The organism is Roseibium aggregatum, from assembly GCF_014692675.1.
Lineage (GTDB): Bacteria > Pseudomonadota > Alphaproteobacteria > Rhizobiales > Stappiaceae > Roseibium > Roseibium aggregatum_C.
The window spans coordinates 66,672-83,426 of record NZ_JABFCZ010000002.1 but is presented as its reverse complement, the minus strand read 5'-3'; the positions used below and the strand labels follow the sequence as shown (position 1 = coordinate 83,426).

General features: G+C 64.9%; 15 protein-coding genes. 9 read left to right on the top strand and 6 right to left on the bottom strand.

Going from position 1 to position 16,755, the window contains the following annotated elements; all coding sequences use genetic code 11:
• Positions 1 to 3: 3 nt before the first annotated feature.
• The 4 genes from HK439_RS01565 to HK439_RS01550 are packed head-to-tail and all read right to left on the bottom strand — an operon-like array spanning position 4 to position 3,720.
• Positions 4 to 774: a cyclase family protein gene (locus HK439_RS01565; protein WP_190289609.1), complete on the bottom strand. Its 771-nt coding sequence runs from the start codon at positions 772 to 774 to the stop codon at positions 4 to 6.
• 17 nt (positions 775 to 791) lie between these two features.
• Positions 792 to 2,099 carry a TRAP transporter large permease gene (locus tag HK439_RS01560; protein ID WP_190289608.1) on the bottom strand — a complete coding sequence of 436 codons (1,308 nt, stop codon included), beginning with the start codon at positions 2,097 to 2,099 and terminating at the stop codon, positions 792 to 794.
• Positions 2,099 to 2,653, bottom strand: a complete 555-nt coding sequence (locus HK439_RS01555; RefSeq protein ID WP_190289607.1) for a TRAP transporter small permease subunit — start codon at positions 2,651 to 2,653, stop codon at positions 2,099 to 2,101. The genes HK439_RS01560 and HK439_RS01555 overlap by 1 nt, the downstream gene beginning before the upstream one ends.
• Positions 2,653 to 3,720, bottom strand: a complete 1,068-nt coding sequence (locus HK439_RS01550) for a C4-dicarboxylate TRAP transporter substrate-binding protein (protein WP_235987512.1) — start codon at positions 3,718 to 3,720, stop codon at positions 2,653 to 2,655. Before HK439_RS01550 ends, HK439_RS01555 begins: the two co-directional genes overlap by 1 nt.
• An 84-nt stretch (positions 3,721 to 3,804) precedes the next feature.
• Here HK439_RS01550 and HK439_RS01545 point away from each other — a divergent pair, with 84 nt between their 5' ends.
• Positions 3,805 to 4,515 (top strand): TetR/AcrR family transcriptional regulator, encoded by a 711-nt coding sequence (locus tag HK439_RS01545; protein ID WP_190289606.1) that lies wholly within the window; start codon positions 3,805 to 3,807, stop codon positions 4,513 to 4,515.
• A 30-nt stretch (positions 4,516 to 4,545) separates the two neighbouring features.
• On the opposite strand, the gene HK439_RS01540 is transcribed toward HK439_RS01545, so the two are convergent.
• On the bottom strand, positions 4,546 to 5,205 hold the full coding sequence (locus tag HK439_RS01540; RefSeq protein WP_209011496.1) for a pyridoxamine 5'-phosphate oxidase family protein: 660 nt from the start codon (positions 5,203 to 5,205) through the stop codon (positions 4,546 to 4,548).
• Between the two features lie 76 nt (positions 5,206 to 5,281).
• Here HK439_RS01540 and HK439_RS01535 point away from each other — a divergent pair, with 76 nt between their 5' ends.
• Complete coding sequence (locus HK439_RS01535; protein WP_190289604.1) at positions 5,282 to 6,709, top strand: PLP-dependent aminotransferase family protein; 1,428 nt, start codon at positions 5,282 to 5,284, stop codon at positions 6,707 to 6,709.
• Here HK439_RS01535 and HK439_RS01530 read toward each other — a convergent pair.
• The gene (locus HK439_RS01530) at positions 6,706 to 7,728 is read right to left on the bottom strand and encodes an AraC family transcriptional regulator (protein WP_190289603.1); all 1,023 of its coding nucleotides are present in this window, start codon (positions 7,726 to 7,728) and stop codon (positions 6,706 to 6,708) included. The genes HK439_RS01535 and HK439_RS01530 overlap by 4 nt on opposite strands.
• A gap of 238 nt (positions 7,729 to 7,966) precedes the next feature.
• Between HK439_RS01530 and HK439_RS01525 the strand changes: the two genes are divergently transcribed.
• The 7 genes from HK439_RS01525 (at position 7,967) to HK439_RS01495 (ending at position 16,732) form a co-directional block, all read left to right on the top strand.
• Positions 7,967 to 9,295, top strand: a complete 1,329-nt coding sequence (locus tag HK439_RS01525) for an NAD(P)/FAD-dependent oxidoreductase (RefSeq protein ID WP_190289602.1) — start codon at positions 7,967 to 7,969, stop codon at positions 9,293 to 9,295.
• Entirely contained in the window at positions 9,295 to 10,857 is a 1,563-nt protein-coding gene (gene peaA / locus HK439_RS01520; protein WP_209011495.1) for a quinohemoprotein amine dehydrogenase subunit alpha, read from the top strand. The genes HK439_RS01525 and peaA overlap by 1 nt, the downstream gene beginning before the upstream one ends.
• Positions 10,858 to 10,872: 15 nt before the next feature.
• Positions 10,873 to 12,309, top strand: a complete 1,437-nt coding sequence (gene peaB, locus HK439_RS01515; protein ID WP_190289600.1) for a quinohemoprotein amine dehydrogenase maturation protein — start codon at positions 10,873 to 10,875, stop codon at positions 12,307 to 12,309.
• Entirely contained in the window at positions 12,306 to 12,638 is a 333-nt protein-coding gene (gene qhpC / locus HK439_RS01510; RefSeq protein ID WP_190289599.1) for a quinohemoprotein amine dehydrogenase subunit gamma, read from the top strand. Before peaB ends, qhpC begins: the two co-directional genes overlap by 4 nt.
• 32 nt (positions 12,639 to 12,670) lie before the next feature.
• Complete coding sequence (peaD, locus tag HK439_RS01505; RefSeq protein ID WP_190289598.1) at positions 12,671 to 13,759, top strand: quinohemoprotein amine dehydrogenase subunit beta; 1,089 nt, start codon at positions 12,671 to 12,673, stop codon at positions 13,757 to 13,759.
• Positions 13,760 to 14,222: 463 nt separating this feature from the next.
• Positions 14,223 to 16,103 (top strand): ABC transporter ATP-binding protein, encoded by a 1,881-nt coding sequence (locus HK439_RS01500; protein ID WP_190289597.1) that lies wholly within the window; start codon positions 14,223 to 14,225, stop codon positions 16,101 to 16,103.
• Positions 16,100 to 16,732 (top strand): hypothetical protein, encoded by a 633-nt coding sequence (locus HK439_RS01495; RefSeq protein WP_190289596.1) that lies wholly within the window; start codon positions 16,100 to 16,102, stop codon positions 16,730 to 16,732. The genes HK439_RS01500 and HK439_RS01495 overlap by 4 nt, the downstream gene beginning before the upstream one ends.
• Positions 16,733 to 16,755: the final 23 nt, after the last annotated feature.

Below are 16,755 nucleotides of genomic sequence, written 5' to 3'. Positions count from 1 at the left end.
CCCTCAATCGCGAATGAGCGCCACGGGGCGGCACCAGCCGGCGGAGGCCGCCTTGATCTTCACCGGAAAGCACATGACCTCGAAGCCGGATCCGGGAAGCTGCTCCAGGTTGGCAAGCTTCTCGATATGGCAGTAGCCGCGCACCATACCTGCCCGGTGGCCTTCCCAGATCAGGTCGGCATCACCGGTCTCGGCAACCTTCTTTGCCGTGTAGACGAACGGCGCGTCCCAGCTCCAGGCGTCGGTCCCGGTCACCCGGACACCGCGCTCCGTCAGGTAGAGCGTCGCCTCCCGGCCCATACCGCAGCCGCTCGGCACATAGTCCGGCGTGCCGTAGACGGCAGAGGCAGACGTGTTGACCAGGACGATATCGCCGGGTTTCAGGTCGTGGCCGATGCGGTCGAGTTCTGCAGCCACCTCCTCGGCGCTGACCACATGACCGTCGGGCCGGTCGCGGAAATCGAGCTTCACCCCCGGCCCCATGCACCATTCCAGCGGTACTTCGTCGATGGTGATCGCCCGTTTTCCGCCGTCCATGGTGGAATGATAGTGATAGGGCGCGTCCAGATGGGTGCCGTTGTGAGTGCTGATGGTGACCCGCTCCACGGCCCAACCCTCCCCGCCCGGCAGCCGGTCGGGCGTCACGCCGGGAAAGAACTTCAGCATCTCCTCGGCGGTATCCTTGTGGCCGAAATATTCGATGCTCGGCGCCAGCCCGGGCGGATCGGCGTAGGTGGTGTTTTCGAGCGGACGGGCGAGATCTATCAACCGCATTTCATGAACCTTTCAGATTATCGGCCAACAATGGCCAGCACGATTTCGGGAAACAGGATCACCAGGGTCAGGACCGTGGCCATGATCGCGGCGAAAGGGGCTGCCCCCTTGAAGACTTCGGCCAGCGTCACTCCGGTGTCGCGCAAGGTGGATTGCACGACAAAGACCGACAGGCCGAGCGGCGGCGTCAAAAGCCCGATCTCCACCGAGATCACGGTCACCAGCCCGAAATGCACCGGGTCGATGCCGAGCTGTTGGGTGATCGGATAGGCGAGCGGCACGGTGATCAGCATGATCGACGAGCTGTCGAGCACCGTTCCCATGGCCGTCAGCAGCACGGCGAAGGCAAACAGGAAGCCGGTCGGGCCGACGCCGGTGGAAACCGCCCAGTTGGTGATCGCCGCCGGCAGCCCGGAAAAGCCGAGCATGCGGCCATAGATCGAGGCGCCGATGATGAGAAAGCAGACGGCCGCCGTCACATGACCGGTCTGCTGGGCGATCTTCCAGCTGGATTTCATCCCGATCCGGCGCATGCCCATACCGATGACGAGGGCTGCGGCAGCCCCGACGGCACCAGCCTCGGTGGGCGTGAAGACCCCCATATAAATACCGGCCAGAACGACGAAGGCCAGAGCCGCCACCGGAAGGATCAGCCATGTGGGCGTGTGTTCCTCTTCCCGGCTCTCTTCCACCTCCTGCGAGCCGAACAGATCCGGGCGGAGCCAGCCGAGAACGGACAGATAGACGATATAGGCAAGCGTCAGCAGCAGGCCCGGGCCGATCCCGCCGAGGAACAGGTCGCCGACAGAGCTGTCGGTCAGGATGGCGAACAGGATCAGAAGCAGCGACGGCGGGATCAGCATGCCGAGCACGGACGATCCGGCGACGACGCCGACGGCCACGGAGCGATTGGTTCCCGCCCGCACCATTTCCGGCACGGCCACCCGGCTGAAGACGGCGGCAGACGCAATCGAGATCCCGGTGATCGCGGCGAACATTGCGTTGGAAATCACCGTGGCGACACCGAGCCCGCCGCGCCAGCGGCGAAGTCCGCGAGCGACGATGGTGAACGTGTCCCGGCCAAGGCCGGCTTCGGCCACCGCCAGCCCCATGAGAACGAACAGCGGCACGACACCGAAGGTGTAATCGGCGATGCTGTCGGTAGCGGCGAGCGCCACGAAATTGAAGGCGAGCACCAGCTTGCCGGTAATGGCCCAGACACCGAGCAGCGAAATACCGGCAAGGGCAATGGCAACGTGAACGCCGCTGTAGATGGTGACGGCAATGCCGACAAGGGACAAAAGCCCGACGTAGATCGGATCCATCAGTGCCCCCGATGCATGCGTTTCGCGGCTCTTGCTGCTTCCAGCGCGAAAGACAGAGCCAGCAGCAGGGAGCCGAAGGTAACGATCACCAGGAAGGGCCAGACCGGCATCTGGAAATGCCCGGCGATGCCTTCCATCTCGTCGCGCCGGAACGCGCGGGTGGCCTTCGGCCAGACCGCCCAGGCCAGCGCCAGGCTCATGGCGACTCCGCAAAGCTGGGCGCCGAGGTCCATGGCCGCGCCCAGCCTCGGGCGGCGTCCGGACACAAGTCCGAGAATACCGTCGGAGCGGATCATCTCGCCGCGCCGGTGGGTGTGGGAAATCTGCAGAAAAACGATACCGACGATGGAGAATTTCACCATCTCGGGAACGCCTGCAATCGGATGCAGGAACAGGTTGCGGCCGAGCACGTCGGCCAGGATCAGCACCATGATCACCAGGATCCAGGCGGTGGCGGTGACATTTGCCGCCGCCATCACCCCGTCCGCAAGCCGGGCCAGCCGGCCGGGCTTGTCCTGCCCGGCCGTTTCTTCAGTTGGGACCCTTCCGGCCATTACTCGGCGGCCCAGTCGCGCGGCAGTTTCACGCCGGCCTCATGCAGCCGGGTCATGTAGGTCTTGACCACTTCGGTGCCCGGAAGGCCCTTGGCGTCCAGATCCTTGGCCCAGTTTGCCGCAATCGGCGGCAAGGCCTTGGCCCAGGCGTCACGCTCAGATGCCGGCAGTTCGGAGATCTTCGCCCCGCCCTCTTCCATCTTTTTGAACGCGCCCGCGACCCGCTGCTCCAGACCGCTGCGATAGGCGGTGGCAAATGCCTGCACCCCGGCCTTCAGCGCGTCCTGAACTTGCCTAGGCTGGTCGTCGAACCAGCTTTTCTTCGCCACCAGTCCGCCGGCATATTGCGCACCGAAATGGGTGCGAGTGACATAGGGCGCCACTTCCTGCAGCTTGGCCGCAGCCGCCGCCGTCGGGAACACGATCACCCCTTCGGCAACGCCGGTCTGGATGTCGTTGTAATAGGTGGTCAGATTGCCGGCGACACCCACGGCGCCGGTGTTTTCCAGCCAGTTCACGGCCGGTCCGGGGGCATTGATCTTGCGGCCCTTGAGATCGGCGAGGCTCTCGACCGGGAACGTGGTCATCAGCAGGTAGTCTTCCAGACCGAAGCCGCCGCCGAGATATTCAAGATTCAGGTTCTCCCAGAGCTTGCGCATCGCCGGGATGTCCTCGTGCATCCGGTCTACGGTGGACAGCACCAGGTCCACATTGTCGGCGCCGAAGGGCGTGACATAGGTGATGTTCTGAAGCGACAGGAGCGACGGCTCGAACAGGCTTGCCACGATACCGACCTGGGCCAGGCCGTCCTCGATGACCTCCGCCTCTCCCCCCACCTTGGCGAGCGTACCGCCATAGGCTTCGGTCCAGTTGATCTTGTAATCGGTGCCTTCCAGGGCCTTGTTGACCGCCGGGATATAGCTTTCCGACAAGGTCTTGACCCACAGGAATACCGGCGGGTGGCCGGCGACGGCGGTCACGTCGATGGTCTCGGCGCGCGCGCCAAACGGCAACGCGGACAGGACCAGCGCGGCCAGACCGCCGCGCAGCATGGTTTTCAAATTCATTTTTAAACTCCTCCATTGCGCGGAAGGCAAACTTCCGGCAGGCTCCTCCAAAGCCATAAGAAACTATTTGGACGTTCGTATAAAATGTCAAGAGTGCCGACCCAATCGAAACCTGCAACATCGCCAGAGAGCGACGAGACGGACCGAACTGTTACCGACAAGCGCATCCTGCGCGGCGAAGCGACCCGCGACCGGGTGCTGGATGCCGCCGAGCGCTGCTTTGCCGCCGACGGCTTCGACGCGGTCTCCATCCGTCAGATTGCGGCCGAGGCCGGGGTCACCCTCGGCGTCGTCGGCTTCCACAGCAAATCCAAGCGGGAACTGTTCCGCACGGTGCTGGCGCGCCGGGTAGAGCCCTTGAACATCGCCCGAAGGGAACGGCTCGCAGCCCTGCAAGCGTCCGGAGACGGCCTGACGGTTCACGGCCTGGTGGATGCCTACCTCACCCCCTATCTGGAATATGCCTCCGGCGGCGATCCGCAATGGCGGGCCTATGCGGAGCTGATTGCCCGGATCGTCTCCGACGACCGCTACTACCGCGAGGTCCGCGACCTTTACGATCCGGTCGCCCTGGAATACATGGACGCCTTCGAAACGCTCTATCCGAACGCCTCGAAGAAGGACCTGGCGACGCTCCTGACCCTGACCGTCTCCAGCCTGCTCTCCATCGTCGCCAGCCGGGAGCGTATCAGCGGCCTCTCCCATGAGGAGATCCCGGCCACCCCGCTCGATTACCGTGCTGTGCTGGTCGACTTCTGCGCCGGTGGGATTGAGCGGTCCCTGGCTGGAGGCTGAGACAACTTAACCCACAAATCAGCGTTCCGATCAGGCGAATTTCCGGCGCGCGGCCGCGATCGATGCGGGTTCTGCCGCGCCCTCCGGCGTGTAGGCATCCTGGACACCGGTGCTGAGCGCCGTTGTGACCGGGACGACACCGGCCCACAGGCCAAGCGCATGGTCTTCCTCGTCGTCGACCGGCGGTCCGGTGCGCACCTTGGCGCTGGCGTGGTCGATGTCGAGCGCCACGACGCCGGTCGCCTTGCGTTCCTGGGCGGTCATCGGACGGATTTCCGCCGTGCGGCCCGGCAGCAGGTGATCGGTGATCGCTTCCAGCGCCGCATCCAGTTCCTCTCCATCCACATGGCGCGCGGTGCCGTGAACCACGGCGGAGCGGTAGTTGACCGAGTGGTGGAACCCGGACCGTGCGGCGACAATGCCGGTGAGTTGCGTGGCGGTCATGCACATCGGGATGCCGTCCAGCCGCGCGATCCGGGTCTTGGAAGCGCCGTGCAGATAGAGCGTGCCGCCCACCCTCGCATAGGCCATCGGGATCACCATCGGACGGCCGTCGGCGACAAAGCCTACATGGCCGACAAGCCCGGTATCGAGGATGCCGTGGATCGTCTCCTCGTCATAGCGGGCACGCTTCGGCTGCCGCGCACGGGCATAGGCGGGAAGTGTCTTGGTCTCGGATTCAGGCGACATGGAGAGCTCCATCGGGTTGACTTTCGCCCCTGATAACCGGCTTACTGGTCCGCTCCGATATCTAGTTTATTGAAAAATGAACAAACCAGTTACACTTGCCGCCCTCACCTCGCCCGATCCGGCCCGGCCCGATCCCATGCCGGTGCAGATCCACCGCGACCTGCTCACCGCGATCCGCGACGGCCGGCTTCCGGAGGGCGTGCGCCTGCCTTCGAGCCGCGCCGCCGCGGAAGGGCTCGGGGTGTCGCGCGCCACGGTGAACACGGCCTACGACCTGCTGCGGTCGGAAGGCGTGCTGGCAATCCGCCCCGGTGCCGCGCCCGAGGTGATCGCCCCGCAGGTGCTTAGCGCCCGACCTCAGCCCGCATCTCCTCCGGCCCTTTCGGAACGCGGCCGGAACCTGTCCGCCGACCCGCGCGCGGCAAGTTACGTCGCCGAGCGTGGCGTGATGCACCCTGGCGCACCGGCGGAAAGCCTGTTTCCCGCCGACGAATGGGCACAGGCGCTGCGCCGTGCCGCCCGGCAGCGCCATGGCGACCTCGCCAATTACAATGCCCCCTTCGGTCTGCCCGCTTTGCGCGAGGTTTTGGCCGAGCGGCTGGCATCCGACCGGGGGCTTTGGGTCGATCCGGAGCAGATCCTGATTACCACCGGCACGCAAGGCTCGCTCGCGCTGGTCGCCCAGGTGATGACCGACCCGGGCGAGACGGTCGCCATGGAAGATCCCGGCTTCATGGGCGCACGTGCGGCCTTCCTCGGCGCCGGACTTGAGATCGCCCCGGTTCCCATGGACGAGCATGGCCTCAAACCGCGCCTTGTGCCCGGAAATGCGCGCCTGATCTACGTCACCCCGTCGAACCAGTATCCCCTCGGCTACCGCCTGTCCCTGCCCCGGCGGCTGGAGCTTCTGGAACGCGCGCGGGCGCAGGACGCGCTGGTGATCGAGGATGACTACGACAGTGAGTTTCTGTGGCGCGGCCGGGAAATCGCGGCCCTTGCCGCTCATGGTGAAGGTGGCGGGGTCGTCTATCTGGGAACGGCGGCAAAGGTGCTGATGCCCGCCCTCAGGATCGGCTGGATGGTGGTGCCCGAAGCCCTGATCGATCCCATGCGCGCGGCCCACCGCAACCTCGGCCTCATGGCCAATCTCCACGCCCAGCTCGCCCTGGCGGAGATGATGCGCTCCGGCCGCTACCGCGCCCACCTGCGCCGCATCGCCCGCGCCTACGAGACCCGCGGCAATGCGCTTGCCGCGGCTCTCGGCCAGATCGATGGCATTGACGTCTACCCGCCCGACGGCGGCGTACAGCTGACGGTCCGCTTTCGCGGCGGCCGAGACGAGACCCTGGCCCTCACCGCACTTGCCGAAGCCGGTTTCCGACCCGCTCGTCTGTCGGCCTATTGCCTGGCGGAACCGCTGAGCGGCCTGATTGTCGGCTTCGCAGATGCCACGCCGGACCGTATTGCCCGCTTCACGCAGGTGCTCAGTGAAGCGATCGGCTAACTGTGGCCAAAGCGAAACGCCTGGCGGTATTGCCTCGGTGTCATGCCGGTGCGCCGTTTGAAGGCGCGTTCGAACGCGGTCTGGTCGGAATAGCTGAGCTCGAAAGCGATCTGAGCTAGCGGATGCGACGTGTCGGCGAGCGCATGGCGGGCAACCCGGAAGCGGCAATCGTCCAGAAGGGTGGAGAAACGCACGCCCTCCTCGCTCAGGTGCCGGCGCAAGCTGCGCCGGGACAGGCCGAGGTCGCGGGCAATCGTCTCCTGGTCGACGATACCGGTCTCCAGTCCGGTGTAAATGGCGGTCCGGGTCCGGTCGACCAGGGAATTGGACCGATAGGCTTCCGCCAGCCACCGGGTCAGGGTGTCCAGCGCTCGGCGGTGGCGCGAGGCGTCGTCGCGCGGCATCGGCAGGTTCAGGATTGCCTCGGGGAAACTCAGCGCGTTGGTTTCGCAATCGAACTGGCAGGCACTCCCCGTCACCTCGCCCCAGCTCGACAGGCTGCGCGCGGCCTCGTGCTCGAAGCAGATAAGGTCCGGGCTCCAGTCGTCCCCCGCCCCCCGGCGGATAAGCTGGGTCAGCACCGACAGGGTGAATTCCGCGTCCTGCCGGCGCGGCCAGATGTCCGGATTGAGAATGCGATAGGTCAGCGTCACAACGCCGTCTTCCACCGTCAACCGCAGGTCGGTCTCGCTCTGGATCACGCGCAGGAAGCGCTCGAAGGTACGCAGAGCACTGCCGACAGTCGGTGCCGACAGGATCGCATTGCCGAGTTCGCCAAGATCGGCCAGATCCAGAAGCGGTCCCGACTGCCAGCCGATGCCGGGCACGCCCAGTGCCGAGGCTCCCTGCTCGTAGATCCGGACGAAGGCGGTGAGCGGAATTTCGACCTGGGGGCTGTTCCAGGCACCGGCCGGAACGCCGTACTGACGGCCCAAAACGGCCGGTTCAAGCCCTTTTTCCACCAGCATGTTCTGAAGCCCGCGAAGGGCTCCGGATATAATGGTCGCATCCGTAGACATGGCTTCCGTCCACCCCGAAATCCCGATTTCTCCGGCCTGCCGAAGAAAAGTTCATGCCTAAAGAATGAGTAGATCAAATCTTTATCAGGCGTGCAATCGGCCATCCCCTGTTTTGGGGGTTGCACTGAAATTTGGCCGAAATTGTCGAGAACGGTCCGAAACACCCCCTCTTAATGGCATTGCAGAGAGATCCGGGATCACACCGTGAAAACATGGGGACCCGGACGAGGGGAAAATTTTGGCAGCCTGCTTCGATGTGGCAGTTGCCGGCGGAGGACCTGCCGGTGCGTTCGCAGCGCGTGAACTGGCGCGCACCGGGGTCGATGTCGTTCTGATCGACCCGGACACCACCCGTCCGCGCCTTGAAGGCCTGGGCGAACGGGTCGCCCTTATCCTGAGACAGAAGGGACTTGAAGACGCCCTGCAGGCCGCAAGCGCGCCCATGCGCCGTTCGGTTCGCTGGGCCGGTCTCAACGACACCGCCAACGGCGAACGCCTTGTCCGCCGGCACGATTTCGACGCCGCGCTACGCCATGCGGCAATCGAAGCCGGCGTGACGGTCCGCAAGGCCCGCCTGCGCCGGATCGAACAGGATGATCCGGAAACCGGCGTTACCTTGAGCCTTGCCGATGGCGAGACGGTCACCGCCCGGCTGATGATCGATGCCCGCGGCCGCCAGGCTCCTTCCACCAATCGTCAAAAAGGCCCACAAACACTTGCGATTGCTGGTCTTTTTTCGAGACCCACCCCCCACTCCGGCACCCATGTAGAAGCGACTCCCCAGGGCTGGGTCTGGTCGGCAGTGGAGCCTGGCTTCGGTCCCTGGCTGCAGATCTGCATCGATGCGGACGATCTGCCCGGTTCCGGTCAGGCAGCGCTTGCGGAGCGCATGCGGGCTTTCCTCGCCCAACCTCAGTTTGACGGCCGGTTTGAAACCTATGGCTTCGAGGGAGACCTCCTCGCCCGCCCTGCCGGCCTGGTCCTGTCGGCGCCGAAGCTGTCCTTACCCGTCCTGTCGATCGGTGACGCCGCCGTTGCCATCGATCCGCTGTCCGGCCACGGCCTGTTCTGGGCAATCTCCTCCGCGCTCGCTGCCGTTCCAAGTGTGCTGACGCTTCTCGAGGGCGAAGACCCGGATCTCGCCGCCCGGTTCTACCGCCATCGGGTGGTCGGCACCTTCTGGCGTCAAGCGCGCATCGGCCGCGATTTCTACCGGTTGGAGACGGACCTTGCGGCTCATCCCTTCTGGGCCGCCCGTGCCGCCTGGCCCGACAACGAGCCGGCCCATGCCGTGGCCGACGCGACCCGCCTGGACCGGCGCGTGGTCGTGGACGGCAACCGGTTGAAGGAACGCGAGGTGCTGATCACGCCGCAGGATCCGGAAGGCGTCGCCTTCGTGTGCGGATTGCCCGTTCGCGAACTTCTCGAACTTTCCCGGACCGAGGCCAGGGCAACGGGCCCGGCCGAGGCCCTTCGCTGGCTTGAAAGCCGCGGTCTTCTGTCCGGCCTGCCGGACCAACCACAAAAAGCAACCGAAACACACACCAGAATGAGGGAAACAGCATGATGAAACGACTGCGAAAGGGGCATATCGCCGGCCTGGCCGGCGTGCTGCTTCTGATGTCGACCCCGGCACAGGCGCAGGACGGCGCCACGCTGCTGGCGGAAAATTGCAGCGGCTGCCATGCCGCCGACGACAGTGGTGCGCTGAGCCGCATCAAGCACCAGCGCAAGACGCCGGAAGGCTGGCTGATGACCATCGTGCGCATGCGCCTGTTCCACGGCATGGAACTGGAGCCGGGTGTCCAGAGCGAACTGGTCCATTATCTCGCCGACACGCAGGGGCTCGCCCCGTCGGAAGCGGAGGATTTCCGCTATATTCTGGAACGCCGGCCGAACGTGGTGGAAGCGCCCGAAGCACCGCTCGCCGAAATGTGCGCCCGCTGTCATTCCGCCGCCCGCGTCGCCCTGCAGCGGCGCACGAAAGACGAATGGAACATGCACATCGACTTCCATGTCGGCCAATGGCCGACCCTGGAATACCAGGCGCTAGCGCGCGACCGGGAATGGCTGAAGATCGCCCGCGAGGAAGTCGTGCCGTTGCTGGCGGAAAAATATCCGTTTGAAACCGATGCCTGGACCGCCTGGGAAAAGGCGGACAAGCCGTCTGCGACCGGGTCCTGGGTGTTCACAACGAGCCTGCCTGCCAAGGGCGAGGCCTATGGCGCGCTCGAGGTCTCCGGCGACACCCAGCCCTATTCGGTTTCCGGCACGCTCAAGACTGCAAGCGGCGATGAGTTAGCCGTTTCCGGCAAGCTCAACGTCTATACCGGCTATGAATGGCGCGCCAACCTGACAATCGGCGACACCGCCTACCGCCAGGTGCTCGCGATTTCCGAAGACGGCGCAAGCCTCTCCGGCCGCCAGTTCCTGCATGCCGAAGACAGCCTCGGCGGTGCCTTCAAGGCCGTGAAGGTCGGCGGCAAACCGGCGATTGCCGGCGTGGTGCCCTCCACACTCCCGGCAGGCGCCAGCGGCACGGTCCAGGTGGTCGGCACCGGGCTCGGCAGTGTCGCTCTAACCGGCGCGCTCGATGCCTCCGGCGGCACGGTCAACGCCTATGGCGCGGCCGTCGACGTCAGCCCGGCTGCGGGCACCGACGGTGCGATCTCCGTCACCTCCAGTGACGCGACGGCAGACGATGCCCTTGCCGTCTACAGCCACATCGACAGCCTCAAGGTCGAACCGGCCTTCGCGGTCGCCCGCGTCGGCGGCGGCGGCGGCTCTGCCGGCAAGGTCCCGGCCCGCTTCGATGCGGTCGGCTACTGGAACGGCGCGGACGGCCAGCCGGGCACGGACGACGATGTGCGCATCGGCGTGGTTCCCGCCTCCTGGTCGGTCGCTCCCTTCAACGAGGAAGCCGAAGCCCTGAAGGACGTGGAATTTGCGGGCAAGATGGACGAAAGCCTCGGCATCTTCATGCCGGCCGTCGCCGGTCCCAACCCGAAACGTCCCTTCTCCACCAACAACGCCGGCAATCTGAAGGTTCTGGCCAAGAGCGGTGATGCGTCCGGCGAAGGACAGCTCATCGTCACGGTCCAGCGCTGGAACGATCCGCCGATCCGCTAAGGGAGGGACTGCATCATGGGTTATCTCTTCTACCAGCCGCAAAACGCGCATCGGGTCGAAGTCGACGGACGGCACCTGCTGTTCCACATTCCGACCACCTCGCTGTTCGAGATCGACCGTCTCGACAACGACGTGATCGACCTCTTCGCCGACCGCGCAAGGGTGAGCGAACAGGATGTACGCGAACGTTTCGAGGGCCGGGCCGACCCGGATCTCGTCACCGAGCGCATCCGCTCCCTGCTCGACCTCGACATCGTCACCGACGGCCGCCCGCCCCGAGCGGAACGGCCGCCGGTCCATATCGAAAACTTCCCGCTGACGACGATTGTTCTCAACGTCAACACGGGCTGCAACCTGTCCTGTACCTACTGCTACAAGGAGGACCTGGACACGCCCTCCAAGGGCCGACGCATGGGACTGGAGACGGCGAAACGCTCCATCGAGCTTCTGCTTGCCGAAAGCCCGGACCGGGACAGCTACAACGTTGTGTTCTTCGGCGGCGAGCCCTTGAGCAACATCGCGCTGATCCGCGACGTGGTCGCCTATGCCGAGGACCGTTTCGGCACCCTTGGCAAGCGGGTCGACTTCACGCTGACCACCAATGCGACCCTGCTCACCGAGGAGATCGTCGACTGGCTGAACGCCCACCGTTTCGGCCTGACGGTCTCCATGGACGGCCCGAAGGCTCTCCATGATCTCAACCGCAAGACCGTCGGCGGCAAGGGCACCTATGAGGTCGTCGCCGCGAAGACGCGAATGCTTCTGGAACGCTACACGTCCCGCCCCGTCGGCGGACGGGTGACGCTGACCCGGGGCGTCACGCAGGTCTACGAGATCTGGGATCACCTGAAGAACGAGATCGGCTTCCACGAAGTCGGCTTCTCGCCGGTGACCTCCGGTCCGGTCGCACCGTTCAACCTGACCGGCGACGAACTGGTGACCGTGTTTGACGAAATGAAGCGGCTCGGCCGGCATTACCGCGACGAGGCGCTGAAAGGCCGCAACATCGGCTTTTCCAACATGCACCAGCTGATGACTGACCTTTACGAAGGCCGGTCGAAGGCCCTGCCCTGCGGGGCGGGACTGGGCATGCTGGCGGTTGACCACGAAGGCAGTCTCAACCTCTGCCACCGGTTCACCGGGTCCGACATGGACACCTACGGCACCGTGGACGACGGCATCGAAAAGCAGAAGCTCGCCCGATTCATCGAGGACCGGGCGGACCGCACCGACAAGGGCTGCTCCACCTGCCGCATCCGCAACATCTGCGCGGGCGGCTGCTACCACGAGAGCTACGCCCACTTTTCCGATCCGCTGAAGCCGACCTACCACTACTGCGATCTCATGCGCGACTGGGTCGACTTCGGCATCGGCGTCTACGGCGACCTGATCGCCGGCGCGCCGGTATTTTTCACCGATCACATCATGCCGCGGAGGGCATACGGCAAATGAAAAACTTGAAGCCCCTGAACCAGAAAGCCGAACGGGTCGTCAAGGCGGCCGAAACCGACAAAATGGACGAGGTCCGGGCCATGCAGACCATCGTGGCCGGCTGCGCCTCGACGCTGGACCCGGGCTGGGAGGTCGATCCCTTCGGCGGCGTCGCCGCCCTCTGCCAGCCGATGGAAGCAGACCTTTACGGCTGCTCCGACCCGTGCTGGTGGCCGGCCCAGGTGCCGGACACGATCAACTCCTATCCGGACTGGAACGCGAACGCCGACGGCGCGCCTGCAGACTGGCGCAACCTCGGCACGGTCTTTCCGTCCGACAGCGAAACCTGATTGGCGCGAGCCTGAATATTCGGAGAACCCTGATGCGAAACCTGATCGCAACCACGGCGGCGCTTTGCCTGGGGCTGACGGCCCTGCCCGCGCTCGCCAAGGACCTCATCGTCACGGTCGCCAAGCCGGACCGTCTCTATGTCATCGACGCCAAGGCCCGGAGCATCGAGACCGACTGCAAGCTCGATTTCAACCTGATCCCCGGCGTCATCGTCATGTCGCCGGACAACACCATCGCCTATGTGCTCGCCGACCGCTGGGAAAACGTCTACGGCATCGAGCTTGCCAGCTGCAAGACGGTGTTCGCGGCCCATCAGTCGGAAGGCGATATCAAGCGCAAGACCATTGGCTCGCTCGCCGTCTCCAAGGACGGCAAGGAGCTTTACACCATCCGCAACCCGGTGAAGATCCTGGCCGACCGTTATGAGGTCATGGAGCCGGAAATGGCGGTCTACGATACCTCCGCCGGCATGGAAGCCAAGCCGGTGCGTACCTTTCCGGCGCCGCGCCGGATGACGGTGATGGCGACCGACCGCAAGGGCACGCTCTATGCCGCCGGCCATGACATCTACGCCATCGACCCGAAGACCGGGGAAACCACGGTCAAGATCCCCAATGCCTCCTGGGACCGGCCGACCTACTCGCCGCCGGACGTGCTCGCCTTCTGGCCGATCGGCACCCAGGCAGACGAATTCCTGCTGCTCTATTCGGCAGCGAAATTCACCGACGAAACCCAGAACGAACTGGCCGATTTCGTCTGGGGCTACGAGACCGTCGACCTGACCACGGGCGAGAGCAAGATCGAGGACTTCGCCAGCTTCGAGGTGATCATGTTCTCCGCCGTGCGCGATCCGAACGACAAGACCAAGCTCTACGGGGTCTACACCCAGCTTTCCAAGCATGACCTTGCCACGAAGGAACTGGTCAAGCGGGTCGACCTGCCGCACACCTACTACTGCATCAACATCTCGTCCGACGGGAAGGAACTTTATGTGGGCGGCACCAACGACGACATCGGCGTCTACGATGCGGACACGCTGGAGCGCATCGGCGAAATCATCCTGCCGTCCGGCGGCGACATGGCCGCCGGCACCCTCCACGTGATCAGCACGGGGAGCTAGGGGAACCGACCTTTCCGTGGCACGGTCCTGATCAAAGGACACGCGAGTAGATTGCCCGGGCTACGCCGGGCAATGACTCTGGGAAATGTGGCAACGCTTTCCCTCAAACACCGTCATCACCCGGCGCAGTCCGGGTGATCCAATCCACCTCACATTTCGTGAGGCAAAAGGAACCAGAATGAGGCAGGCCGCGACTGCAGCTCCTGCGGAAACGAAAGCCGCGACGCCGCGAAAGGCCTGAATATCGGGAATGACCGCGTGAGATACGAGGCCCTACGCCTTGCTCCCGTCTCCCCCCTTGAGGGGGAGATGTCCGCACCAGCGGACAGAGGGGGGTGTCCGGCCTCACAACATGAAACAACACCGGAGCATGAAGCAAACGCCGCTACCCCCCTCTGTCACCTTCGGTGACATCTCCCCCTCAAGGGGGGAGACTGATCAGGCCTCACCTCGGCATGCGTTCATGCGCGTCGTGCTGGAACGCCTGTTCGGCATGCGCGAGGCCTTGTGGCTCGCGCCTCTCGTTTTGCCATATCGCTGGCCGCTGGCGGCGCTGTTTGGTCTGTCGCTGGTCGCCGCTGGCACCGCACTGATCCCGCCCTGGCTGACCAAGCTTGTCATCGACCGGGGCTTGATGGCCCATGACAAGCAGGCCCTGATCACCTTCGCTCTGGCCCTGTTCGTAGTCGGGCTTGCGGCCCTTGCGCTCGGCGCGGTCAATTCCCTGCTTCACCTGCGCTTTTCCGCCAGGCTGCTGGCAGATCTGCGCCGGGCGGCCGTTGCCCGTATCCTGGCGCAATCGCCGCGCTGGCAGGCGCGGCAGAAGATCGGCGAGCTGATGAGTCGGCTCGACGGCGATGCCGGCGAGGTGCAGCAGTTCACCTTTGCCGCCCTGGTCAACGGCGGTGGCAGCCTGCTCAGGCTCATCGGCGGGCTCGTCATGTTGTTCGTTCTGGCGCCGAAGCTCGCCGTGCTGGCGCTGGTGCTGGCACCGGTAGAGCTGGTCTTCTTCGCAAAGGCCCGTCCGGTCACTCACGAGAAGGCCCGCGGCGTGCGCAAGGCGCGCGGCGAGCTTGCTTCGGGTCTGGCTGAAACCATCACAGGCCTGGGTGCACTGCGCGCCCTCAACGCAACAAAGGCTGCTTCGGAAAAGATCGAGTTTCGCCAGCAGGGCCTGATTTCGGCCCTCCTGTCGGCACAGGTCTGGAACGAGGTCACCCGCGCCGTGCCCATGGTGCTGACCGCAGTCCTCCGCGGCGCGGTGTTTCTGGTTGGAGGCCTGGCCGTTATCGACGGCACCATGCTGCTCGGCTCCCTGATCGCCTTCACCGCCTATCTCGGCTTCCTAATCGGGCCGATGCAGTCGCTGATTTCGCTCTGGCACGGTCAGGCACGCATGAAGGCCGCTCTCGACCGGCTCGACGAAATCATGAGCGCCGCCCCCGACGTTCGCGATCCCGCCGATCCCCTGCCGCTCGCAGATGGCGACGGCGACCTTGTCCTGTCCGGCATCTCCTATTCGCCCGCTGGCCAGATGCCCCTCTTTGAGGACGTCAGCCTCACCATCCCCGCCGGCACCAAGCTCCGCTTGTCCGGTCCTTCCGGGATCGGCAAGTCCTCACTCCTGAGCCTGCTGCAACGCCACGACGATCCGCATGCTGGCGCAATCCTTCTCAATGGCACAGATTTGCGCCGCCTCCGCCTTGCCAACATCCGCAGCGCGGTCGCCCTGATACCGCAGAAGGGTCATGTCTTTTCCGGCACCCTCGCCGACAACCTCCGCCTCGGATCACCCGAGGTGAGCGAAGAAGAGATGCTGGACGTTCTCCGCCTTGTGGAGCTGGACGAGCGGTTCGGAATCCATGGCAAAGCCGCTCCGCATACACCCCTCTCCCCCCTTGAGGGGGAGATGTCACCAAGGGTGACAGAGGGGGGTGAGCCACACGTTCGGACGACCGCCGCATCCCCCCCTCTGTCGGCTGCGCCGACATCTCCCCTTCAAGGGGGGAGACGGGAGCAAGGGGCTCCCGTCCCGCATTCATCCAGCCATGAGGAACCCGGTGCCGGCCTCGAAACCCCGCTCGGCGAGGGCGGCTTGAATCTCTCCGGTGGCGAACGCCAAAGGCTGTGCCTAGCCCGTGCCCTGTTGCAGCCGTTCAGGGTGCTGATCCTTGATGAAAGCCTGTCGGAGGTTGATGCCGGCCGCGTTTCCCGGATCATGGCCGCCATCGACACGCGCTTTGCCGACCGGACCAGGATTGTCGTCACCCACGGCGACGCGAACCGTTACGGTACGTTCGACGAGGAAGTCGATCTTGCCGCTTTCGAAAGGCCAAAGCCATGATCCGCATCGGCCTGATCGACGGCGCCCTTCCCGCAGATTTTCCGGGGCTGATCGCACAGGCCCGGCTCTTTGATCCGGATGGATCCCCCGCCGCCGAACATCATGCCGGAGCCATGGCCGCAACGATCCGAGCTCAGGCCGGCGAGGTTCATTTCGTCAACGCAGTGGTGTTTCCCGGACGTCTTTCGACATCTGCTCAAACCGTCTGCGACGCCCTGGAATGGCTGGCCGAAGACCCGCCGGAGATCGTGCTCTGTTCCTTCGGCATGGCCCGTTCATCGGTGGAACTGACCGCCAGGACGAAAGCACTCTTGCAAGCCGGAAGCCTGGTCGTCGCCTCGGCGCCCGCGCGCGGCGATCCGGTTTTCCCGGCCGCCATCGGCGGGGTCCTCTCCGTCCAGGGCGATGCCCGCTGCCAACCGGGCGACCTCTCCCGCCTCGACCTGCCCCAAGCCACCTTCGGTGCCTGTCCGATCGCCACAGATCATCCTGACATCCGTGGCGCAAGTGCGGCAGCCGCCCATATGGCCGGACTTCTGGCGAAAAACTGGCAGGGATCGGCGGCAGACACCCAGGACGCGCTGAAAACCGCCTTCCGCTATCGCGGCCGCGAACGGCGCAGCGCTTAACCCGAAACGGTTTGGGCTTGCGG